This is a genomic window from Pinisolibacter sp. DMC19, from assembly GCF_056313985.1.
In genome coordinates this window covers 317322-341117 of sequence record NZ_JBQUZF010000005.1, presented here as the reverse complement: position 1 = coordinate 341117, position 23796 = coordinate 317322, and the positions used below count along the sequence as shown (strand labels likewise).

The 23796-nt window shown below is 69.3% G+C and carries 15 protein-coding genes; 6 read left to right on the top strand and 9 right to left on the bottom strand.

The features are described from left to right. Positions 1–11: 11 nt before the first annotated feature. From pyrC to ACT53U_RS14775, 6 genes are all read right to left on the bottom strand, one after another. The gene (pyrC, locus tag ACT53U_RS14800; protein ID WP_476156295.1) at positions 12–1049 is read right to left on the bottom strand and encodes a dihydroorotase; all 1038 of its coding nucleotides are present in this window, start codon (positions 1047–1049) and stop codon (positions 12–14) included. 294 nt (positions 1050–1343) lie between these two features. After that, complete coding sequence (locus tag ACT53U_RS14795; RefSeq protein ID WP_476156293.1) at positions 1344–2765, bottom strand: FAD-binding oxidoreductase; 1422 nt, start codon at positions 2763–2765, stop codon at positions 1344–1346. 44 nt (positions 2766–2809) lie between these two features. Continuing rightward, positions 2810–5905 (bottom strand): efflux RND transporter permease subunit, encoded by a 3096-nt coding sequence (locus tag ACT53U_RS14790; protein WP_476156292.1) that lies wholly within the window; start codon positions 5903–5905, stop codon positions 2810–2812. After that, the gene (locus ACT53U_RS14785; RefSeq protein WP_476156291.1) at positions 5902–9027 is read right to left on the bottom strand and encodes an efflux RND transporter permease subunit; all 3126 of its coding nucleotides are present in this window, start codon (positions 9025–9027) and stop codon (positions 5902–5904) included. Before ACT53U_RS14785 ends, ACT53U_RS14790 begins: the two co-directional genes overlap by 4 nt. Continuing rightward, entirely contained in the window at positions 9024–10358 is a 1335-nt protein-coding gene (locus tag ACT53U_RS14780) for an efflux RND transporter periplasmic adaptor subunit (protein WP_476156290.1), read from the bottom strand. The genes ACT53U_RS14785 and ACT53U_RS14780 overlap by 4 nt, the downstream gene beginning before the upstream one ends. After that, positions 10355–11848: an efflux transporter outer membrane subunit gene (locus ACT53U_RS14775; RefSeq protein ID WP_476156289.1), complete on the bottom strand. Its 1494-nt coding sequence runs from the start codon at positions 11846–11848 to the stop codon at positions 10355–10357. Before ACT53U_RS14775 ends, ACT53U_RS14780 begins: the two co-directional genes overlap by 4 nt. 479 nt (positions 11849–12327) lie before the next feature. Between ACT53U_RS14775 and acs the strand changes: the two genes are divergently transcribed. Beyond that, a complete protein-coding gene (gene acs / locus ACT53U_RS14770; protein ID WP_476156288.1) occupies positions 12328–14268 on the top strand; it encodes an acetate--CoA ligase in 1941 nt (646 codons plus the stop codon). A gap of 67 nt (positions 14269–14335) precedes the next feature. On the opposite strand, the gene ACT53U_RS14765 is transcribed toward acs, so the two are convergent. Beyond that, positions 14336–14779: a DUF7832 domain-containing protein gene (locus ACT53U_RS14765; protein ID WP_476156287.1), complete on the bottom strand. Its 444-nt coding sequence runs from the start codon at positions 14777–14779 to the stop codon at positions 14336–14338. A 246-nt stretch (positions 14780–15025) separates the two neighbouring features. Between ACT53U_RS14765 and ACT53U_RS14760 the strand changes: the two genes are divergently transcribed. Together ACT53U_RS14760 and ACT53U_RS14755 are read left to right on the top strand one after the other, a co-directional pair. Then, positions 15026–15538: a L,D-transpeptidase gene (locus tag ACT53U_RS14760; protein ID WP_476156286.1), complete on the top strand. Its 513-nt coding sequence runs from the start codon at positions 15026–15028 to the stop codon at positions 15536–15538. Positions 15539–15711: 173 nt separating this feature from the next. Next, on the top strand, positions 15712–17718 hold the full coding sequence (locus tag ACT53U_RS14755; protein ID WP_476156285.1) for a methyl-accepting chemotaxis protein: 2007 nt from the start codon (positions 15712–15714) through the stop codon (positions 17716–17718). Between the two features lie 75 nt (positions 17719–17793). On the opposite strand, the gene ACT53U_RS14750 is transcribed toward ACT53U_RS14755, so the two are convergent. Further along, positions 17794–17997, bottom strand: coding sequence for a hypothetical protein (locus tag ACT53U_RS14750; protein WP_476156284.1), 204 nt, complete (start codon positions 17995–17997; stop codon positions 17794–17796). 509 nt (positions 17998–18506) lie between these two features. Between ACT53U_RS14750 and ACT53U_RS14745 the strand changes: the two genes are divergently transcribed. From ACT53U_RS14745 to ACT53U_RS14735, 3 genes are read left to right on the top strand one after another with little or no spacing between them, the layout of a single operon-like run. Continuing rightward, a complete protein-coding gene (locus tag ACT53U_RS14745) occupies positions 18507–19055 on the top strand; it encodes an O-acetyl-ADP-ribose deacetylase (RefSeq protein ID WP_476156282.1) in 549 nt (182 codons plus the stop codon). Further along, positions 19052–20167 (top strand): efflux RND transporter periplasmic adaptor subunit, encoded by a 1116-nt coding sequence (locus ACT53U_RS14740; RefSeq protein ID WP_476156280.1) that lies wholly within the window; start codon positions 19052–19054, stop codon positions 20165–20167. Before ACT53U_RS14745 ends, ACT53U_RS14740 begins: the two co-directional genes overlap by 4 nt. Then, positions 20164–23232 (top strand): efflux RND transporter permease subunit, encoded by a 3069-nt coding sequence (locus ACT53U_RS14735; RefSeq protein WP_476156279.1) that lies wholly within the window; start codon positions 20164–20166, stop codon positions 23230–23232. The genes ACT53U_RS14740 and ACT53U_RS14735 overlap by 4 nt, the downstream gene beginning before the upstream one ends. Before the next feature lie 182 nt (positions 23233–23414). On the opposite strand, the gene ACT53U_RS14730 is transcribed toward ACT53U_RS14735, so the two are convergent. Then, positions 23415–23663 carry a LuxR C-terminal-related transcriptional regulator gene (locus ACT53U_RS14730; RefSeq protein WP_476156275.1) on the bottom strand — a complete coding sequence of 83 codons (249 nt, stop codon included), beginning with the start codon at positions 23661–23663 and terminating at the stop codon, positions 23415–23417. Positions 23664–23796: the final 133 nt, after the last annotated feature.

Sequence of the window (23796 nt, the reverse complement as noted above, 5' to 3'; positions counted from 1 at the left end):
TTCCGCCGATCTCAGGCGACGGGCGACCAGTCGACCGTCTCGCCGCCGAACAGCGTGACGATCTCGCCGAGGCCCTCGACTTCGACCGCCTCGGCGACGAGCCGCGGCTTCTTCTCCCAGGTCACCCGTTCCTCGTTGGCGGCGAGACCGTAGAAGGCCGGGCCGGCGAGCGAGGCGAAGGTCTCGAAGCGGTCGAGGGCGCCCTCCTCCTCGAAGACCTTGAGATAGGCCTCGATCGCGGTCGGGGAGGAGAAGACGCCGGCACAGCCGCAGGCGGCTTCTTTCAGATGACGCAGGTGCGGCGCGGTGTCGGTGCCGAGGAAGAAGAGCCCGTCGCCGGCGGTCGCCGCCCTGCGCAGCGCCGCCTTGTGGGTCGCGCGCTTGAGGATCGGCAGGCAGTACATGTGCGGGCGCACACCGCCACGGAAGAGCTCGTTGCGGTCGTAGAGCAGATGCTGCGGCGTGATCGTGCCCGCCATGCGGCCGGCATGCGCCTTGACGATGTCGACGCCCTCGGCGGTGGTGACGTGTTCGAGCACGACCTTGAGGCCGGGGAAATCCTTCAGCACGCCCGGCAGGACCTCGTCGACGAAACGCGCCTCGCGATCGAAGACGTCGACGTCGGCCCGCGTCACCTCGCCGTGGACGAGGAGCGGTACGCCGGCCTTCTCCATCGCCGCCAGCACCGGCGCGACCTTGGCCATCGAGGTGACGCCGAAGTGCGAGTTGGTCGTGGCATGCGCCGGATAGAGCTTCACCGCGGTGATGACGCCCGCCGCGTGGCCGGCGACGATGTCGGCGCCGTCGCTGTCGTCGGTGAGATAGGCGGTCATCAGCGGCTCGAAGGCGACGCCCGCGGGCACCGCGGCCAGGATCCGATCACGATAGGTGGCGGCGAGCGCGGTGGTCGTCACCGGCGGCGTCAGATTGGGCATGACGATCGCCCGACCGAAGGCCCGCGCCGTGTGCGGCACCACCGCCCGCATCGCCGGACCGTCACGGAAATGGACGTGCCAGTCGTCGGGGCGGCGGAAGGTCAGGCGGGTCATGGCGGGCTCCTCGGCGGCGGTCGATCCGCCCGATGGAGAGCACGCCTCGCCGACCCGTTCAAGAGAACAGGGGCGCAAAAGAAAAAAGGCCGCCTGACGGCGGCCCAAGTCTAGGGAGGAAACGCCCAAGGAGGGCTGTGAAACGATCGCGACGACCGCTTCACCAGTCTTGGATAAGTCGGATCGCTTGCCGGCGCAATACGGGAAGACCCGCGTGGCAGACATGCAGAAATGCATGCCTACGTGAGGCAACGATCGCCGCGCGACCAGATGTCGCGCCCGGAATACCTCGCCTCAGAGCACTTTGCCCGGATTGAGCGTGCCCTTGGGGTCGAGCGCGCTCTTCACTGAACGCATGACTTCCAGCGCGACCGGATCTTTCACCTCGGCGAGAAGTTCGCGCTTCAGCGCGCCGATGCCGTGTTCGGCCGACACCGAACCGCCGTGGGCGAGGACGACCGCGTGCACCCGCTCGTTCAGTTGGTGCCATTTGGCGATGTACTCGGCCTTGTCGGCGCCGACCGGCTGGGTGAAGTTGAAATGGATGTTGCCGTCGCCGAGATGGCCGAAGGGCACCGGGCGGATGCCGGGGATGAAGGCCTCCGCGGCGCGGATGCCCTCGACGATCACCGCCGGCACCGAGGCGATCGGCACCGAGACGTCGTGCTTGATCGAACCGCCCTCGTGGCTCTGCACCTCGGACATGGCCTCGCGCAGCTTCCACAGCTGCGCCCGCTGGTCGAGCGAACCGGCGATGACGGCGTCGAGCACGATGCCCTCTTCCATCGCGCCGCCGAGCCAGGTCTCGAGGTCCTCGCCGACGCCCTCTTCCTCGGCGGTCGAGATCTCGACCAGCGCGTACCAGTCGTAGACGTCGGCCATCGGGTCGCGGGCGCCGGGCAGGTGCTTGAGGACGAGCTCGATGCCGAAGCGCGGCAGCAGCTCGAAGCCGGTCAGCGACTTGCCGAAGGTCTTCTTGGCGCCCTCGAGCAGCGACACGGCGCCGGCCGGATCGGTCAGCGCCACCATGGCGGTGCCGAAGGCGCGCGGCCGCGGCACCAGCTCGAGCACGGCGGCGGTGATGATGCCGAGCGTGCCTTCCGAGCCGATGAAGAGATGCTTCAGGTCGTAGCCGGTGTTGTCCTTGCGCAGCTTGCCGAGGCCGTTGATGACGCGGCCGTCGGCGAGCACCACCTCGAGACCGAGCGCCAGCGCGCGGGTGTTGCCGTAGGCGACGACCTGGGTGCCGCCGGCATTGGTCGAGAGGTTTCCACCGATGGTGCAGGAGCCTTCCGCCGCCAGCGACAGCGGGAACAGGCGATCGACGCCTTCGGCCGCCTCCTGACAGCGCAGCAGCGTGACGCCGGCCTCGACCGTCATCGTGTCGGAGATCGGATCGACCTCGCGGATCGCGTCCATGCGCTTGAGGGAGAGCACGATCTCCTCGCCGCTCTGCGACGGGATCTGACCGCCGACGAGGCCGGTGTTGCCGCCCTGCGGCACGATCTTCAGCCCGGCGTCGTTCGCAAACTTCAGGATCGCGGCGACCTCGGCCGTGGTCTTGGGCGACACCACGCAGACCGTGGCGCCGCGGTAGAGGCCGCGCGGTTCGGTCAGATAGGGCTCGGTGTCGCGTCCGTCGGAGAGCACGTATTTCTCGCCGACGATCGACGCGAGATGGGCGCGCACGGCATCGGGCGAAAGGGCAGCGGTCATGAACGGCATCCGATCGTGGAAAACGGGAGCCCCTCGATACCCCCTCACTCCGCCGTTGCCAAGCGTTCGCGCCGGCGGCGCCACCAGGACGAGGCCCGGTCCATCAGCAGCCAGACAGCAGGCGTGGTGTAGAGGGTCAGGAGCTGTGAGACGAAGAGACCGCCGACGATGGTGACGCCGAGCGGCCGGCGCAGCTCGGCGCCCGCGCCGGTCGCCACCACCAGCGGCAGGGCGCCGAGGAGAGCGGCGAGCGTCGTCATCAGGATCGGCCGGAAGCGCTCGGCGGCCGCCGCGCGGATCGCCTCGAGCGAAGAGACGCCCTCCTCGCGCATCACCTGCAGCGCGTGGTCGACGAGCAGGATGCCGTTCTTCTTGACGATGCCGATCAGGAGAATGATGCCGATGATGCCGACGAGATCGAGCTGCATGCCGAACATCCACAGGGCCGACAGAGCGCCGAGTCCCGCCGGCGGCAGGGTCGAGATGATGGTCAGCGGGTGGATCAGGCTCTCGTAGAGCACGCCGAGGATGATGTAGACGACGACCAGCGCCGTCAGCACCAGAACCCAGGTCGACGAGCCCGACTTGGCGAGTTCCTTGGCGTCGCCGGCGAACTCGGCGCGCAGCGTGTCGGGCGGATGCAGTCCTTCCCACACCGACTTCACCGTGGCGTTGCCGGCGTCGGCGGTGACGCCGTCGAGCAGCGACCAGGTGATGGTGATCGCCGGGAAGGCACCCTGATGGTTGACCGCCAGCGGCGAGGTCGACCGTTCGACCCGGGCCAGCGCCGAGAGCGGCACCTGCGTGCCGTCGGCGGCCGAGACCCAGAGATCCGACAGATCGCCGGGGTCGCGCGCCCGGTTCGGATCGATCTCGACCACCACCTTGTACTGGTTGCGATTGCCCCAGATGGTCGAGATCTGCCGCTGCGAGAAGGCCGAGGCGAGTGCCGCGTCGATGTCCTTCACCGCCACGCCTAGCCGGGCGGCGGCGACGCGGTCGATCACCATGCGCGCCTCGAGCCCGGGCGCCTGCCGGTCGGAGGAGACGTCGGCGAGACCCGGTGCCTTGGAGAGCGCGGCGACCACCTTCGGCGCCCATTCGACGATCTGGTCGAGGTCCGGTCCCCACAGGGTGAACTGATAGGGCGACTTGCCCTGCCGCCCGCCGGCGCGCAGGTCCTGCATCGGGAACATGTAGACGCGGATGTCGGCGAGGTCGGCGAACTGGCGCCTGAGCCGGTCGATCACTCGCCGCGCCGGCTCGCCGCCTGCCTTGACCGACTTCAGCGAGATGAACATGCGGCCCTGGTTGACCTGCGCCCCGCCGGGACCCGTGCCGCCGGAGATCGACGAGGCGACGCCGACCACCATCGGGTCCTTCATCACCCGATCGGTCGCCGCCCGCTGCAGCGTCGACATGCGCGGGAAGGAGACGTCCGGATTGCCCTCGGTGAAGGCGAAGACCAGGCTGGTGTCGTCCTCCGGCACCATGCCCTTGGGCAGGGTGGCGAAGAACCAGACCGTCGCCGCCACGGTCAGCGTCGCCACCAGCACCATCCACCAGGGACGGAGCAGCACGCGGTCGAGGCTCCGTCCGTAGACCGCGACGACTCTCGCCGTGACCGCCTCGGCAATCCGCTCCAGGCGATTGGGCGGCGCCGGACGGATCAGTTGGCCGCAGACCATGGGCGTGACCGTCAGCGTCACCACCGTCGAGATGGCGATGGCGAAGGTCATGGTGAAGGAGAATTCGGCGAAGAACATGCCGACGATGCCGCCGGTGAACATCAGCGGGATGAAGGCGGCGACCAGCGACAGACCGATCGCCACCACCGTGAAGGCGATCCGCCGCGACCCCTCGATCGCCGCGTCGAGCGGCGCGAGGCCCTCGGCGCGACGGCGATGGATGGATTCGATCATCACGATCGCGTCGTCGACGACGAAGCCGACGGCGATGGTCAGCGCCATCAGCGACAGATTGTCGATCGAGAAGCCGACGATCCACATCGCCACGAAGGTGCCGCAGAGCGCCAGTGGCACGGTGATGCCGGCGGCGAAGGTCGGGGTGAAACGGCCGAGGAAGGCCACCACCACGCCCATCACCAGCATCATCGAGATCACCAGCGTCTTCTGCGTGTCGGCGACCGAGGCGCGGATCGTCGTCGTCCGATCGGAGACGGTGGAGATCTCGAGCCCGGCCGGAATGCGGCTCTTCAGATCTTCGACCGCCGCCTTCACCCGGTCGACCGTGGTGATGACGTTGGCGTCGACTTGACGGGTGATCATCAGGAGGACCGCCGGCTTGGCGCCGAACCAGCCGACCGACCGGGTGTTGCGCACGCCGGTCGTCACGTCGGCGATGTCGGCGAGGCGGACGATCCGATCGCCCGAGACGCGCACCGGGATGCGGGCGAACTCCTCCGGCTTCGACAGCGCGTCGTTGGTGGTGATGACCTCGAAGCCGCGGTCGCCCTGGAGCCCGCCCGTCGCCTTGCGCACGTTGGCCCCGGCGATCGCCGCGCGGACCGCCTCGATGCCGAGGCGGGCGGACGCCATCCGCGCCGAGTCGAGGCGGACTCGAATCGCCGGTTGTTCGCCGCCGGCGACCGAGACGTCGGCGACGCCTTCGACCTGCGACAACGTCTGGACGATGGTGGTGTCGGCGACGTCGTAGATCTCGGCCGGCGACATCGTGTCCGAGGTCAGCGCCAGGATCAGCACCGGCATCGCCGCCGGGTTCATCTTGCGCACCACGGGTGCCGAGTTGAGATCGCTCGGCAGATCCGCCGCCGCGGCGTTGATCGCCGCCTGGACGTCGCGCGCCGCGCCGTCGATCTTGCGCGACGGGTCGAACTGCACGGTGATGCCGGTCGAGCCGAAGGTCGAGGTCGAGGTGAGTTCGCTCACCCCGGCGATGGCGCCGATCGAGCGCTCGAGGGGGGCTGCGACGCTCGCCGCCATGGTGGCGGGATCGGCGCCCGGCCGGTTCACCGAAATGCGGATGGTCGGCAGATCGATCGCCGGCAGGCTCGCCACCGGCAACTGGCTCCAGGCCACCAGCCCGAGCACCAGCAGGCCCAGCGCCAGAAGCGTGGTCCCGACCGGCCGTCGGACGAAGGGGGCCGAGATGTCGATCACCGCGCCGCCTCCTCCGCCTCGCCCGTCTCCGCCCCCGGCGGACGGGAGAAACCGAGCCTCGCCCGAATCCGCTCGACCGCGAGATAGACGACCGGCGTCGTGTAGAGCGTCAGGAGCTGCGACAGCAGCAGACCGCCGATGATCGTCACGCCGAGCGGCACGCGCAGTTCCGAGCCGGTGCCGTGGGCGAGCGCGAGCGGCACGGCGCCGAGCAGGGCGGCGAGCGTCGTCATCATGATCGGCCGGAAGCGCAGGCGGCAGGCCTCGACGATCGCCTCGTGCGGCGGCAGACCGCGCTCGCGCTCGGCGACGATGGCGAAGTCGATCATCATGATCGCGTTCTTCTTGACGATGCCCATCAGCAGCACGATGCCGATCAGTGCCACGATCGACAGTTCGAGCCCGGTCACCCGCAGCGCGATCAGCGCGCCGACGCCGGCGGACGGCAGGGTCGTGAGAATGGTCAGCGGATGGGCGAAGCTCTCGTAGAGCACACCGAGCACGACGTAGATCGTCGCCACCGCCGCCAGGATCAGCCAGGGCTGCGAGGCGAGCGAACGGGCGAACTCGGCCGCATCGGCATCCGCCCGGCCGATCACGCCGCTGTCGCCGAGACCGGCGCGGATCTGGTCGATGGCGTCGAGACAGGCGTCGAGCGACCAGCCCGGCGCCGGATCGAAGGAGAGCGTCGCCGCCGGAAACTGGTCGACGCGGGCGATCGAGAGCGGCGCGGTGCGCCGTTCGATCCGCGCCACCGCTCCGAGCGGTACCTGCCCGCCGCCGGTCGCACCGACCCGGATGCGGTCGATCACCGAGGCATCGGTGCCGCCGGCGAGATCCGCCTCGAGGATGACGCGATACTGGTTGGTCTGGGCATAGATGGTCGAGACGCGGCGCTGGGCGAAGGCGTCCTGCAGCGCGTCGTCGATCGCCGAGACCGAGACGCCGAGCCGTCCGGCGCGTTCGCGGTCGATCTCGACGTGGACCGCCTGCCCGTCGTCGCGCGTCTCGAGCGTGACGTGGGCGAATTCCGGCCGCCCGGCGAGCGCCTCGACCAGCGCGTCCGCCTCGCGCGACACCGCGGAGGCCGAGGTGCCGGTCAGCGTGTACTGGTACTGCGATCGCGACGAGCGGGTGCCGATGCGGACGTCCTGCACCGGCTGGACGTGGACCGCCGCACCCGGCACCGTCTCGCCGATCCGCCTGAGCCTGACCGCGACGTCGTCGGCGCTGGCGGAGCGCGCGTCGCGCGGCTTCAGATCGACGGTCAGGCGCGCGGTGTTGCCGGTGGCGTTGAGCCCGCCGATGCCGACCACCGAGACGACGCCGGCGACGTCCGGGTCGGTCGAGAAGGCTTGCGTGACGCGCTCCTGCAGCCGCGTCATCTCGGCGAAGGAGGCCTGCGGCGCGCCTTCCAGCACCACGGAGATCAGGCCGGTGTCCTGCCCCGGCAGGAAGCCCTTGGGGCTCGCGGCATAGAGGAGCGCGGTGGCGGCGAGCGAGGCGGCGGTGAGGCCGAGCATCAGCCGCCCATGCGCCAAGGCCCAGCCGAGCGAGGCCTCGTAGCCGCGCGCCATCGCCTCGATCGGCGCCTCGGCGATTGCGAGAAGGCGGCCGAGCATCGAGCGCTCGTCGGTCTCCTCGCCTTTCTTCAGCAGGCGCGAGCACATCATCGGCGTCAGCGTCAGCGACACCACGGCCGAGACGACGACGGCGATCGACAGCGTCAGCGCGAATTCGCGGAACATGCGGCCGACGAGGCCGGTCATGAAGAGGAGGGGAATGAAGACGGCGATCAGCGACAGGGTCAGCGACACGACGGTGAAGCCGATCTCGCCGGCACCCTCGCGGGCGGCGGCCAGCGCCGAGAGCCCGCCGTCGCGCCGTCGCACGATGTTCTCGATCATCACGATGGCGTCGTCGACGACGAAGCCGGTGCCGATGGTCAGCGCCATCAGCGACAGGTTGTCGAGGCTGAAGCCCGCCGCCCACATCACCGCGAAGGTCGCGACGATCGACAAGGGCAGTGTCACCGCCGCGATGATCGTCGCCCGGACCGAGCGCAGGAAGATGAGCACCACCATCACCACCAGCGCGCAGGAGAGCACCAGCGTGAACTCGACGTCGGCGATCGAGGCGCGGATCGTCGTGGTGCGGTCGTGCACCACCTCGAGCCCGACGCCGGCCGGCATCGAACGGGCGAGGCGCGGCACTTCCTTCATCAATCGGTCGACGGTCTCGACGATGTTGGCGCCCGGCTGCTTCTGGATGTCGAGCACGACGGCGCGGCGGCCCTTGTACCAGCCGCCGACGAAGGCATCCTCGAGCCCTTCCTCGATGGTGGCGACGTCGGAGAGCAGCACCGGCGTGCCGTTCTTCTTGGCGACGACGACGCGGCCGAAGTCGGCGGGCGTGGTGATCTGGTCGTTGGCGCCGATCGACCACGACTGGCGCGGCCCGTCGAGCGCGCCCTTGGATCCGGCGAGATTGGCGGCGGCGATCGCGGTGCGGACGTCGGCGAGCGACAGGCCGAAACTCGCCAGTCGCTCGAAGTCCGCCTTGACCCTGAGCGCCGGGCGCACGCCGCCGGCGATCGAGACGCGGCCGACGCCGGAGATCTCGGACATGCGTTGCGCGATCAGCGTGTCGGCGAGGTCGGAGAGCTGGCGCAGCGGCGCGGTGTCGGAGGTCAGCGCCAGCGTCAGGATCGGCGTGTCGGCCGGGTTGACCTTGGAATAGACCGGCGGATAGGGCAGGTCGGTCGGCAGCGTCGCCGCCGCGGCGTTGATCGCCGCCTGCACGTCCTGAGCCGCCGCGTCGATGTCGCGGTCGAGGGCGAACTGCAGCGTGATGCGCGACAGCCCGTAGGAACTCTCCGACGTCATCACCGACATCGAAGCGATCTGGCCGAACTGCCGTTCGAGCGGGGCCGTCACGACGGCGCCGGTGGTCGCGGAATCGGCGCCGGGGAGCCGCGTCGTCACCTCGATCGTCGGGAAGTCGACCTGGGGCAGCGACGAGACCGGCAGTTTCCAGAAACCGAGCACGCCCATGACCAGAAGCGCCGCCGCGAGCAGCGACGTCGCGATCGGTCGGGCGATGAACGGCGAGGAGACGCTCATGGCTTCGGTCCGGCACCCGGCGCGGCAGGCGCCTGCGAGGGGCCGGGCGCCGCGGGCGTCCGAGACGAACCGTTTGCCGGCGGCGCTCCGGCGGCACCGTGCGGTCGCTTGGTCGCGTCGGCCGGCTTGGCGGCATCCGCCGCCGGTTCGGCGTCGACCCGGACGGCGGCGCCGTCGGTGAGCCGGGCGAAGCCGGTGGTCACGACGCGTTCGCCGTCGGAAAGGCCGTCGGCGATCACCGCGCGCGTCTCGTCCTGACGGCGCACCGTGACCATCCGCCGTTTCACCTTGTCGTCGTCGCCGACGACATAGACCCAGGCCCCGTCGGCGGCGCGCTGGACCGCGGCGGAGGGGACGGTCGGCACCGCCTTCATCGTCGAGACGGCGACGCGGAGATCGACGAACTGACCCGGCCACAGCCGTGTCTCGGTGTTGGGCAGGCTCGCCTTGAGCTTCACCGTGCCGGTCGTGGTGTCGACCTGGTTGTCGATCACCGTGACGACGCCGGTCTCGAGCGCCGACTTGCGGTCGGAGCCGACCACGGTCACCGGAACGTCGCCGCGCGCCTTGGCGGCGAGGAGGGCCGGCAGCTCGCGGCTCGGCACCGTGAAGACGACCGAGATCGGATGGATGCGGGCGATCGAGACGAGGCCGGCCGTGTCCGAGGTCGAGACGATGTTGCCGACGTCGACCACGCGGACGCCGGTGCGTCCGGCGATCGGCGCCTTGACCTGGGTGTGGTCGAGATCGATCCGGGCGGCGTCCATCACCGCCTTGTCGACCCGAGTCTGCGCCTCGAGCTTGGCGACCGAGGTGCGTTGCTGGTCGGCCTGCTGGCGCGAACCGGCTTCCGACTTCGCCAGCCGCTCGTAGCGCTCGAGATCGGCGCGGGCATTGGCGAGATCGGCGAGGTCCTGATCGCGTTTTGCGCTCGCCTGATCGAAGGTCGCCTGATAGGCGGCGGGATCGATCACCGCCAGCACGTCGCCCTCGGCGACCTCCTGGCCTTCCTTGAAACGCACTTCGAGCAGGCGGCCGGAGACCTGGGCGCGGACCGTCACCATGGCGTCGGCCTGCACCGTGCCGATACCCTCGACGAAGAGCGCGACGTCCTCGCGCGCCACCTTGGCCGCCAGGACCGGCACCGGACCGTCGCTGCGCATGCCCGAGCGCCGCGAACCGCCGATCGGCGAGGAACCGGGCGGGCCGGGCGGCAGACTCTCGCCCACCTGCGCCGGCTGGCCACGGAAGAAGGGAAGCTTGCCGCTCCAGCCGAGCACCGCCACCACGACGGCGGCCGCTCCCAGAAGCAGGATCCGATTGCGCGTCATCGCGTCGCTCCGTCGGCGGCGATCACCGCCCCTGTCTTCGACCAGCCGCCGCCCAGCGCGCCGGCGAGCGTCGCCGCCGCCCGGAGGCGGGCGAGGCGGACGCCGATCAGCGTCTGTTCGGCCTGGAACAGCGTGCGTTCGGCCTCGAGCACGCTGGTGACGTCGATCGTGCCTTCCGACAGCCGCTCTTCGGTCAGCTTCTGCGCCTTGCGCGCGGCCGCGACCACGGCGCGCTGCAGCTGTTCGTGGCGCCGGTTCTGCTCGATCGCGACGAGGGCGTTCTCGACGTCGGCATAGGCCTGATGGACCGTGGTGCGATAGGTCGCGACCAGCTCGGCATGGCGCGCCGTCGCCCCATCGAGCGCCGCGCCACGGGCGCCCGCGTCGAAGATCGGCGCCGTCAGGCTCGCCGCCACCTGCGAGGCGACCGCGTCGGGCCGCATCAGATTCTTGAGGAAGGCCGAGGCGAGACCGGTCGACCCGGTCAGCGAGAACTCCGGAAGGAAGGCCGCCCGCGCCGCGTCGACGTTCGCCGCCTGCGCCTCGAGCGAGGCCTCGGCGGAGGCGATGTCGGGCCGGCGCAACATCAGCCGCGACGGCACCCCGGCCGGAACGGTCGGCACGGTGACGGCCGAGACGCTCGAGACCTTCGGCTCCAGAGCCTCGGGCATCCGCCCGGTCAGCACGGCGAGCGCGTTCTTGGTCTGCCGCGCGGTGATCTCGAGATCGGGGATCGCGGCGCGCTGGCTGGCGACGAGGCTCTCCTGCTGGGCGATGTCGAGCGCGGTGGCCGTGCCGACCTCGAGCCGGCGGCGATAGATGGAGAGCGTCCGCTCCGCCGTCGCCACGCTCTCGCGGGCGATGCGGATCTGCTCGCGCGCCGCGCCGACCCGGAGCCAGGCGTCGACGACTGCCGTCGCGGTGGTGAGGCGCACCGCGTCGCGCTCGATCGCCGCCGCCCGCACGCTCGCTTCCTTGGAAGCCGCCAGCGCCCTGAGGCGGCCGGAGATGTCGATGGTCCACGAACCCGAGAGCCCGAGCTGATAGCTGTCGGAGACGCTCGCCCGGAACGGCGGCGACCACGCCGAACGCGTTCCCGGCGTCACCGTGCGGCCGGTCTGGGCGCTGCCGTCGACGCTCGGTGCGAGATCGGCCCGGCTCGACGCCAGTTCGGCCTCCGCCTGGGTGATCCGTTGGCGCGCCGCCTCGATGTCGAGACTGTCGCGATCGGCCAGTGCCACCAGCGCCTCGAGTTCGCGCGAGCCGAAGCCCCTGACCCAGTCGGAGCCGATCTCGGCGGTCGCCCTGCCGCCGCCGGCCTCCCAGCGGGCCGGTGCCTCGACCGTCAGGTCGGGCGTCGTCGGCGTCTCGCCGCAGGCGGCGAGCGTCGCCAGCAGCGCGACGGCCACGATGCTCCGCGCCGCAGTGCGCTCGGGCGCGCGCGGCATCGCGGCAGGCGTCATCGGATCGGGCGTCGTCGTCTCGGGCATCGCGGCGAGACCCTAGCCGGCCGGCGCCACGCCAACAAATGAAATTCCCTTCATGCGGGCACCCCGGCCGCACGATCCCGAAGGAGCGATGCCGTTTCGCGACACCGCTCGTCGTGGCGCCCCGAAATCTTGCTGCACCGCAATATTGATATTGCCCAATACGTCAACCCGAGGCATTCGAGCGCCACGCTTCGCCGGCATACGAAACGAGCCGCAGTAGAGCGCCGCGAATCCGCCGTCGCCATCGTCGGCGTGCCCCCCGACCGAGGTCGATGAGACTATCTTCCGACGCGCTGCACTGGCGAAACACGGGTTTTTCGGGGGCGATCTCGACCAAAGTCTGCCGCCACCCTCGTAGACGCACGGATGGGATGTCGCATAATGCCGGCCGGGAGAAGGGGAGGACAACTCGTCGCACCCGCGTGCGCGGCCGTCCGCCCCCCGAAACAAGAGATCGAAATCCAAGGGAGGTTCAATCCATGTCCGACAACGTGTATCCGGTGCCCGGCGCGATCGCTGCCGCCGCGCTCGTCGACGACGCCAAGTACAAGGCGATGTACGAGCAGTCGGTGAAGGATCCCGAAGGGTTCTGGGGCGAGCAGGGCAAGCGTCTCGACTGGTCGAAGCCCTACATCAAGGTGAAGAACACGACCTACGACCCGCACAACGTGTCGATCAAGTGGTACGAGGACGGCGAGCTCAACGTCTCCTACAACTGCGTCGATCGTCACGCCGCCGCCACGCCGGACAAGGTCGCGATCATCTGGGAAGGCGACGATCCGAACGACGACAAGAAGATCACCTACGGCCAGCTGAAGGACGAGGTCTCCAAGTTCGCCAACGTGCTCAAGGCGCACGGCGTGAAGAAGGGTGACCGCGTCACCATCTACCTGCCGATGATCCCGGAAGCGGCCTACGCGATGCTCGCCTGCGCCCGCGTCGGCGCCATCCATTCGATCGTCTTCGGCGGCTTCTCGCCGGACAGCCTCGCCGGCCGCATCGAGGATTGCGACAGCAAGGTCGTCATCTGCGCCGACGAAGGTCTGCGCGGTGGCCGCAAGGTGCCGCTGAAGGCCAACGTCGACGCGGCCTGCGCCAACCTGCCGGGCGTGAAGTCGGTCCTGGTGGTGCGTCGCACCGGCGGCGCCGTCGAGATGAAGGTCGGCCGCGACTTCTACTACGACGAGGAGGCCGCCAAGGTCTCGACCGACTGCCCGCCCACCCCGATGAACGCCGAAGATCCGCTGTTCATCCTCTACACCTCGGGTTCGACCGGCAAGCCGAAGGGCGTGCAGCACTGCACCGGCGGCTATCTCGTCTACGCCTCGATGACGCATCAGTACGTCTTCGACTATCACCCGGGCGAGATCTACTGGTGCACCGCGGACGTGGGTTGGGTCACCGGCCACAGCTACATCGTCTATGGCCCGCTCGCCAACGGCGCGACCTCGCTGATGTTCGAGGGCATCCCGACCTACCCGTCGGCCTCGCGCTTCTGGGACGTCGTCGACAAGCACAAGGTCAACATCTTCTACACCGCGCCGACCGCCATCCGCTCGCTGATGGGCGCCGGCGAGGAGCTGGTGAAGAAGACCTCGCGCAAGTCGCTGCGCATCCTCGGGTCCGTCGGCGAGCCGATCAATCCGGAAGCCTGGATCTGGTACCACCGCGTGGTCGGCGACGAGCGTTGCCCGATCGTCGACACCTGGTGGCAGACCGAGACCGGCGGCATCCTGATCACGCCGCTGCCGGGCGCGACCGCTCTGAAGCCGGGTTCGGCCACCCGTCCGTTTTTCGGCATCCAGCCGGCGATCGTCGATGCCGAGGGCAACATCCTCGAGGGCGCGACCGAGGGCAACCTCGTCATCCTCGACAGCTGGCCGGGTCAGATGCGCACGGTCTACGGCGATCACGAGCGCTTCGTGCAGACCTACTTCTCGACCTACAAGGGCATGTACTTCACCGGTGACGGCTGCCGCCGCGACGCCGACGGCTACTACTGGATCACCGGCCGCGTCGACGACGTCATCAACGTCTCGGGCCATCGCATGGGCACGGCGGAAGTCGAGTCGGCGCTGGTCGCCCACCCGAAGGTCGCCGAGGCCGCGGTGGTCGGCTATCCGCACGACCTCAAGGGCCAGGGCATCTACGCCTACGTCACGCTGATGACCGGCGAGGAGCCGACCGAGACGCTGCGCAAGGAGCTGGTCGCCTGGGTCCGCAAGGAGATCGGCCCGATCGCCTCGCCGGATCTGATCCAGTTCTCGCCGGGCCTGCCGAAGACCCGCTCGGGCAAGATCATGCGCCGCATCCTGCGCAAGATCGCCGAGGACAGCTTCGACAGCCTGGGCGACACCTCGACGCTGGCCGATCCGACCGTCGTCGACGACCTGATCGAAAATCGCCAGAACCGCCACTGACCCTGGCGGCAAGGGAGCGACGCGAGGGCCCCGGAGCGATCCGGGGCCCTTTCGCGTGGCGCCAGAGTCACTTCCGGATGCCTTTCCGCCAATCGGAAAAGCGTCGATCAATGACGTCAGCAATCATGTCGAAATTGGCCCAACTACAAACAACCTCGTATATGGATGCGTAGTGTGAGAATGTCGTTTCATAATCGTCGAAATAGCCAGGCGATAGAGTTCGTCCGTCTTCTGATGCATAATATTGGGATGTGAACGCCGCGGCCTCGGGATTTAAATCCTGAGTGGCAAATTTTTCATCGCACCAGACTCGATACATCTCGTCAGGTGGCAACAGTCGATCTCGAAATCGCGAAAGGAGATCGGCGTCTTCCTCGAACACTTCGCCAGCCATCTGGCGGAGGACCGCCCAAGCCACATAGAACGCGATGTGCACGCCGGCGGCGGATTGGGGCTGATCGGGCGGAAATCCTCGTCCGCCATAGTGCCATGACGCATCGTCATACCGCATGGATGCCCCCTCGAAATCAGTGTGTCTTCTGAAGATGCAATCTCTACGAGATGATCGGGAGGGTGTCCACCGGTTCCGTATCGGTTCGGGTGAACCGCCATGGTTTACGGATCCTTGCCGCGACGACGAGACTTCACTTCACGCTCAAAGGATTCGTAAACCGAAGATTCTTCCGAAAATTCAACACGTCTCTGGCAAGACTCTCCCATCGTCGATCGCTCGACGGGATGAGGGGAGTATTGCGTGATGAAATCATCGAAGATGCTGGGGGCCGTCGTCGCTTCCGCCTTCGCGCTGTCCGCCTTCGCGGCCTCGGGCGCGAGTGCGCGCGAGCTGGTCGCCGTGGACGGCGGCTTCCAGGCCGGGACGATCGTGGTCAAGACCTCCGAGCGCCGTCTCTACTACATGCTCGGCGGCGGTCAGGCCGTCCGCTACACGGTCGCCGTCGGCCGTCCGGGCAAGGAGTGGGAAGGCCAGACCCACGTCGCCCGCAAGGAAGTGAACCCGATCTGGGGTCCGCCGGAAGAGGTCAAGCGCGACAAGCCGTCCCTGCCGGATCTGATCCCGCCGGGCCCGAACAACCCGCTCGGCCCCCGCGCCATGGTGCTCGCCCACGGCCAATACGCCATCCACGGCACCAATCGCCGCGAATCGATCGGAACGCGGGCCTCCTACGGCTGCATCCGCATGTTCAACGAGGACGTGGTCGAGCTGTTCGACCGCGTCGCGATCGGCACCCCGGTCGTCGTCCAGCGCTGACGCGCAGCGATACCGCACGCATCCGGCGACGCACCCGGTGGCCCTCCGCCGCCGGGTGCGTCATTCCGTCATGGGCCATTCTCGCGTCGAACGCGCAGAACGACGAATGGCTTTGGTAAAATTTAACCATCCGATTCTTACGTTGGGGAAATTCACGTAAAACGGGATTTCCCATGCCGTCGCTCGCCATCCGCCACAAGCTCGCCGGCATCGTGGCGCTGCTCGTCGTGCCGATCGTCCTCCTGGCCTGGCTGTTCTTCGCCCAGAGCCGCAAGGACATGACCTTCGCCGCCAAGGAGAGTGACGGCGTCGTCTATCTCCAGGCGGTCTGGCCGATCCTGATGGACGCCGCCTCGATCGATCGCGCGCCGCTCGCCGGCCGATCCGACACCGCCGCCTTCGTCGACCGGGCACGCCGGTTCGACGACGCGATGGGGTCCGCCGAGGCCTCGTCCTCCCTGTCGAAGGCGCTGGTCGCCCTCGGTTCCGCCGGGCGCGACCCGCAGGTCGAGAGCCTGATCGCCGCCGCCCGCGAGCTCGGCGCCAAGGTCGCCGACGGCTCGAACCTGACGCTCGATCCCGATCTCGACAGCTACTACGTGCAGGACAGCATCACGGTGAAGCTGCCCGAGGCGCTCGACCAGTCGTCGGTCCTGCTCGCCATGGTCCGCGCCCAGAAGGCGACCGCCACGTTGAGCGACGACCAGAAGGCCGACCTGATGGTCCGCCTCGGCGCCTTCGTCGCCGCCTCCGACGGTGTCGCCTCCAATCTCGCCTCGGCCTGGCGCGGCAATGCCGACGGCTCGCTGAAGACCGCGCTGACCGACCCGCTCGCCCGCTTCTCCGACGCGTCCGCCGCCTTCCGCGAGGCCGTCGACAAGGTCGGCCGCGCGCTGCGCGAGGACGGAAACCGCGACGGCGTCGACATCGCGCCGGTCGTCCGCTCGGCCGAGGCCGTCCGCTCCACCGCCGACGCGCTGTGGAAGGCGTCGGCCGGCGAGCTCGACCGCCTGCTCGCCGTGCGCATCGCCGGCTTCCGCTCGACCCTGATCGTGATGCTGTCGATCGCCTTCGGCGTCACCGTCCTGGCGCTGGCCGCCGCGCTCTTCGCCTCGCGCTCGATCATCCGCGACATCGACGCGCTCGACGCCCGTATCCGCCTGCTCGGCAACGAGGACCTGAACGCGCCGATCGAACTGGCCGAGGGCCGCGACGAGATCGCCCAGATCGCCCGGGCCGTCGCCCATTTCCGCGATCGGACCATCGAGCGGATCGCCGCGGCCAACTCCGACGAGCGCCGTCGCGAGATGATCGAGCGGGAGCGCCGCGCCATGGGGGGCATCGCCGACAAGATCCGCTGGTCGGTCGGCTCCATCGTCTCGAAGCTGAGCGACGTCGCGCATCGCATCGACGGTCGCATCGACGTCGTCTCGCGCAACGCCGCCGGCACCCGGCGCGGCCTCGACGAAGCCATCCGCGGGCTCGACGCGGTCACCGCCGACAACGGCGTGGTGGTCGACGCCGTCGGCGAACTGTCCTCGTCGATCGCCGAGATCGCCCAGCAGACCGCCCAGTCGGTCGACGCCTCCGATCGGGCCACGCAGCGCGCCCGCACCGCGGTCGACGTGACCCGGCGGCTGGAGCTGGCCTCGGCCCGCATCGGCGAGATCTCGGGCCTGATCGCCGACATCGCCTCACAGACCAATCTGCTCGCCCTCAACGCCACGATCGAGGCGGCGCGCGCCGGCGAGGCGGGTCGCGGCTTCGCCGTGGTCGCCTCGGAGGTGAAGAACCTCGCCGGTCAGACCGCCAAGGCCACCGAGGAGATCGAACGGCAGATCACCGAGATCCGGACGACCAGCCACGACGTCTCCGCCGCCGTCGGCGAGATCGGCACGGCCATCGACGCCATGACCGCGTTCTCGACCGCCGTCGCCGGCGCGGTGGAGGAGCAGAACGTCGCCACCCGCGAGATCACCGAGAGCCTCGCGCGCTCGGCCGGGGCGACGCGCGAATCCATCGAGGCCGTCGGCCGTCTGCCGGCGATCGCCGAGGAGACGGACGGCGCCGCCGCCGGTCTCGGCGAACTGGCCGGCGAGCTGTCGCTCGAGGCCGATCGTCTGGCCGCCGAGATCGATCGGCTGCTGCACGAACTGACCGACGACCGCCGCGCCGCCTGAAGGCGACCGGCGGAAACGAACGAGGGGCGGGCTTCCGACCGGAGGCCCGCCCCTTCGCATGCGTCTCTCTGCGTCTCACATGCCCTTGGTCAGGGCCAGGATCTTCTTGGCGACCACGACCGAGGCCGGAATGGCGATCACGAAGCCGGCGAGCGAGAAGATCGGCAGGAGCTTCATCGCGTTGGGCTGCAGCGCGGGCACCGTGAGGGTGAGCGTGAGCGCAATGCCGGCGAGCGTCGTCCCCAGCATGATCCATACGAGCACGGCGATCTTGAGCATTCGGGCATCCTCCGAAACCAGACGAAGCCGTCGGCGGCTTCGAGAACAAGGCACCCCACGTGCCTCCCTCGTCTTGGTTGGGCGAAGTCGAAGCACTCCGCTTTGATCGAGATCAACGCGGTCGGAGACCGGAATTCGTCGCGAATTCAGCCGAGTCGCCGACGAATAGTAATCGTCGCGAAGTCGCATGCGTCTCGATCGGATCGGACTCCGACAACTTGGACGTCGGATCGATCTTTTCAGATCTCGCCGCGTCCGCGCCTGCATCCGAAATTCTTCGATGTTCAATGCAACTTTTCGAGATCGTCGGCTCGACGCGGAGCGGCGGCGTGCGCGCCGATCGACGACGTCGTGGGCATCGTCCAATGCTGATGCGACGCGGCGCCGGACCGCGGGACGTCGTACGCCGTTTCGGCGCGACGAATTGCCACTTTTTCCGCCGCCACCCCTCGACCGGACCATCGGCTGCCCTTAAGTGTCGGACGATCGTCCGACGAGGGGTGACGCGCATGATCCTCCGCCACGAGCGCCTGATCGACGGCGCGCGCTACGAAGTGATGGTCGCCGACATCACGACGCTGGCCGTCGACGCGATCGTCAATGCCGCCAACACCTCGCTGCTCGGCGGCGGCGGTGTCGACGGGGCGATCCACCGCGCCGCCGGCCCCGGCCTCCTCGCCGAATGCCGCGCGCTCGGCGGCTGCCCGACCGGCGAGGCGCGCATCACCGCCGGCCATCGCCTGCCGGCCGCCCACGTGATCCACACCGTCGGTCCGATCTGGCGCGGCGGCGGCGAGGGCGAGGCGGACCTGCTCGCCTCGGCCTATCGCAGTTCGATGGCGCTGGCGCGCGATCACGGCCTCGCCTCGATCGCCTTCCCGGCGATCTCGACCGGCGTCTATGCCTATCCGGCCCCCGCGGCGGCCGAGATCGCGGTTCGAACGGTCCGCGACGAACGTCACGGGTTCGAGACGCTGCACGTGATCTTCTGTTGTTTCTCGGAAGCGGCGGCCGCTCGGCACGTCGAAGCGCTCGCGCGCCTGCCGGAGGTTCCATGACGTCCCTGTTCGCCCGTCTCTCCGCCCCGTTCGCCCGCCTGCGCCGGCTGCCGCTCAACCGGATCGCCGCGGCCGGCGTGCTCGCGGCCATGCTCGGCTGGATCTTCCTCGGCCATTTCGGCACCGCCGATTCGCGCAAGCCCGCGCCGCGCGAGGCGGGTCAGGTCGCGGAGACCGCGCGCCGCGTCGGCGTCGTTTCCGCCAAGGTCACCGAATATGCCCGCCTGTTGGTCGTCTCCGGCCGGACCGAGGCCAACAAGACCGTCGCCGTCACCACCCGCGGCCCCGGCATCGTGGAGGAACTGCCGGTCCCCAAGGGCTCCGACGTCGCCGCCGGCACGGTGATCGCCCGCCTCGCCGACGAGGGCCGCGCCGCCGCGCTGCGGCAGGCGGAAGCCCTCTTCGAACAGCGCAAGGCCGAATGGGAGGCCGCGAGCCGCCTGTCGGCGACCGGTGCCGGCCCGCGCCTCAACCTCGGCTCGTCCAAGGCCGCGGTCGATGCCGCAGCCGCGGCCCTCGAACTCGCCCGCGTCGAGGTCGACAAGAAGACGCTGACGACGCCGATCGCCGGCATCGTCGACCAGATCCCGGTCGAGCGCGGTCAGGCGATCGCCGACGGCAAGCTGGTCGCGACCGTCCTGGCGCTCGACCCGATCGTCGTCGCCGGCGAGGTGTCGGAACGCGCCGTCGGTCGCGTCGCGCTCGGCGCGCCGGCCGAGGTGCGCCTCGTCTCGGGCAAGATCGTGACCGGCAAGGTCAGCTACGTCTCGCGCGCCGCCGCCGAGAAGACCCGCACCTACCGTGTCGAGGTCGAGGCGCCGAACCCCGGCAACGCCATCGCCTCCGGCCTCACCGCCGAGATCGTTCTCGCCTCGGCGAAGCTGCCGGCGACCCGCCTGCCGCGCTCGGTGCTGAGCCTCGCCGACGACGGCGCCATCGGCGTGCGCGTGGTGACGCCGGACGACACCGTCGCGTTCCGCAAGATCGAGATCCTCGACGACACGCCCGAGGGCCTGTGGCTCGCCGGCATCGAGCCGACCGACCGCGTCATCGTCGCCGGTCAGGAGTTCGTCAAGACCGGCGACAGGGTCCGGGCGGAGAGCGTCGAATGAACCCGGTCGACACCGCTGTCCGCAACTGGCGGCTGACGCTGGTCTGCCTGATCTTCACGCTGATCGCCGGCAGCTTCGCCTATGTCTCGATCCCCAAGGAGGCGGAGCCCGACGTCCGCATCCCGATCGTCTACGTCCAGCTCACGCTGCGCGGCATCTCGCCGGAGGACAGCGAGCGCCTGCTCCTGCGCCCGGTCGAGACCAAGCTGAAGTCGGTCACCAACGTCAAGGAGATGCGGAGCCAGGCCTACGAGGGCGGCGGCTTCGTCCTGCTCGAGTTCAACGCCGGCTTCGACAGCGCCGCAGCCCTCGCCGACGTGCGCGCCAAGGTCGACGACGCCAAGCGCGATCTGCCGTCCGCCGCCGATCAGCCCGCGGTGCACGAGGTCAACCTGTCGCTCTTCCCGATCCTGGTCGTGACGGTGTCGGGCGATGCGCCGGAACGCACGCTGACGCGGCTCGCCCGTGAGCTCAGGCAGGCGATCGAACAGGTACCGGGCGTTCTCTCCGCCGACCTGCAGGGCGCCCGCGACGACCTCGTCGAGATCGTCGTCGACCCGATGCTGCTCGAGAGCTACGGCGTCTCGCTCGACCAGTTGCTGGCGGTCGCCAACGGCTCCAACCAGCTCGTCGCCGCCGGCACGCTGGAGGGCGACCAGGGCCGCTACGCCGTCAAGGTGCCGTCGCTGATCGAGGGCCTCGCCGACATCGCCGATCTGCCGATCGTCGCCGGATCCAACGCCGTCGTCCGCGCGCTCGAGGTCGCCTCGGTCAAGCGCACCTTCAAGGACGCCACCTCGATCACCCGCATCGACGGCCGCCAGGCCATCGCCATCGAAGTGGTCAAGCGCACCGGCGCGAACCTGATCGAGACCGTCGACGCGGTGAAATGGGTCGCCGGCCAGTTCGCCGCCAAGCTGCCGGAGGGCGTCCACGTCGGCTTCTCGCAGGACAAGTCGACCGACATCCGCCGCCTGCTCGACGATCTGCAGAACTCGGTGCTGATCGCCGTGCTGCTGGTCTTCGTCGTCATCCTGTGGTCGCTCGGCTTCCGCGCCTCGACGATGATCGGCCTCGCCATCCCGACGTCCTTCCTGCTCGGCATCCTGTGGCTGTCGCTGGCGGGGCTGACGGTCAACATCGTCGTGCTGTTCTCGCTGATCCTCGCCGTCGGCATGCTGGTCGACGACGCCATCATCGTCGCCGAATTCGCCGAGCGGCGGATGGAGGAGGGGATGGCACCGGAAGCGGCCTATCGGTTGGCGGCGCGTCGCATGGCGGGGCCGGTCTTCGCCGCGACCGCCACCCGCGTCGCCGCCTTCTCGCCGCTGCTGTTCTGGCCCGGCGTCGTCGGCGAGTTCATGAAGTACATGCCGATCACGCTGATCGCGACGCTGTCGGCATCGCTGATCTTCTCGCTGATCTTCACGCCGACGCTCGGTTCGCTGTTCGGCCGGCCGCCGAAGCACGAGGTGACGAAGAAGGACGGCTGGTACATGGCGGTGGTCACCCGCGCCGTCGATCACCCCAAGACCGTGCTGGCGCTCGCCGTGGTGCTGCTGGTGCTGGTGCCGCAGGTCTACGGCCGGGTCGGCAGCGGCGTGATCTTCTTCCCCGAGGTCGAGCCCGACTACGGCCTCGTCCACGTCCATGCCCGCGGCAATCTCTCGCTCTTCGAGAAGAACCTCGCCGTCGCCGCCGTCGAGAAGCGCCTGCTCGACATGCCCGAGCTGAAGCGGGTCTATACCCGCGTCGGCGAACAACGCGGTGGTGCCGGCGACGTCGCCGAGGACGTGGTCGGCGTGATCCAGTTCGAGATGGTCGACTGGCGCGAACGCCGGCCCGCCAAGGACGTGCTCGAGGACATCCGCGCCCGCACCGCCGACATGCCCGGCCTCGAGGTCGAGCCGCGCAAGCCGCAGGCCGGCCCCCCGACCGGCAAGCCGATCCAGGTGCAGCTCTCGGCCTCCGATCCCGACAGCCTGCCGGCCGCCGCCGCCAAGGTGGCGGCGATGCTGGCGCGTCACGGCGAGATCGTCGACATCGACGACGCCCGGCCGATCCCCGGCATCGACTGGCGGCTCGAGGTCAAGCGCTCCGAAGCGGCGAAATACGGCGTCTCGGTCGGCACGGTCGGCTCGGCCGTCCAACTCGTCACCAACGGGTTGAAGCTGACCGAGTATCGCCCCTCGGACACGACCGATTCGGTCGACATCGTGCTGCGCTTCCCGCCGGAACGCCGCACGCTCGCCACCCTCGACGAGTTGCGCATCAACTCGCCGGTCGGCGCCGTGCCGATCGGCAACGTGATGGAGCGCAAACCCGCCCAGCGCGTCGGCCGGCTCACCCGGGTCGACGGCGAACGCGTCCTCACCGTCTCGGCCAACCTGCGCGAGGGCGTCCAGGCGGCCGACGTGCAGGGGGCGGTGACCAAGGAGCTCTCGACCCTCGATCTCGGTCCCGGCATACGCTTCAAGCTGAAGGGCGAGGACGAGGAACGCCGCAAGGCCTCCGCCTTCCTCGGCAAGGCCTTCGGCACGGCGCTCTTCCTGATCTTCGCGGTGCTGCTCGCCCAGTTCGGCCGTTTCACCTCGGTCGGGCTCGTCCTGTCGGCGGTGGTCTTCTCCACCATCGGCGTCTTCCTCGGCCTGATGGCGGAGGGGCTGTCGTTCTCGGTGGTGATGAGCGGCATCGGCATCATCGCGCTCGCCGGCGTGGTCGTGAACAACAACATCGTGCTGATCGATACCTTCGACCGGTTGATGGAGGAGGGTTGGGACAAGCGCGCCGCTGCGCTCGAGACCTGCCGCGAACGTGCCCGGCCGGTGGTGTTGACCGCGGTCACCGCCATCCTCGGCGTGTTGCCGATCGCCTTCGGCGTCAATCCCGACCTGCTGCTGCACGAGACGACGATCGGCGCGCCCTCGACCCAGTGGTGGATCCACCTGTCGAACGCCATCGTCTTCGGTCTCGCCTTCTCGACCGTCCTGACGCTGGTGGTGACACCCTCGGCGCTGATGGTCGTCACCCGGCGGCGAAAGCGCGTCGATCCGGCCGCGGCTTGAGGCCGGGCAGCCCGCACAGGCGCACTTGCTCTGTTCGGCTTCACCCTGAGGTGCGAGCGCCGGCGAGCCTCGAAGGGCGAAGCCACGACGGGCCGTGCCACACGGCCCTTCGCGCTTCGAGGCCCGACTGCGTCGGGCACCTCAGCATGAAGGGCCTCCGCATGGAGCTGGCAGTCGGACGATCAGAGGATCACGCCGCGGCGGATGCCTTCCGCCACCGCCTGGGTGCGGTTGACGGCGCCGAGCTTGCGGGTGGCCGAGGCGATGTAGCCGTCGGCGGTGGTGCGCGACAGGCGCAGGATCGCGGCGATCTCCCACGAGGTCTTGCCCGCCGCCGTCCACTGCAGGCACTCGCGCTCGCGCGGCGACAGGGGCGTGATCGCCACCGCCTCGCGGTCGATCGCGTCGATCATGTCGCGTGCACTCTGCATGCGGTTCATCGGCGTTTCGTGTCCCTCGGCGTCACGGCGAATCGCGCGACGGCTGAGGTACTGGAATACTACCCGCTTGCCGTGCGTCTCGAACGATAGACGACGGCGACCTCGCGTCAATTCGACGAAGCGC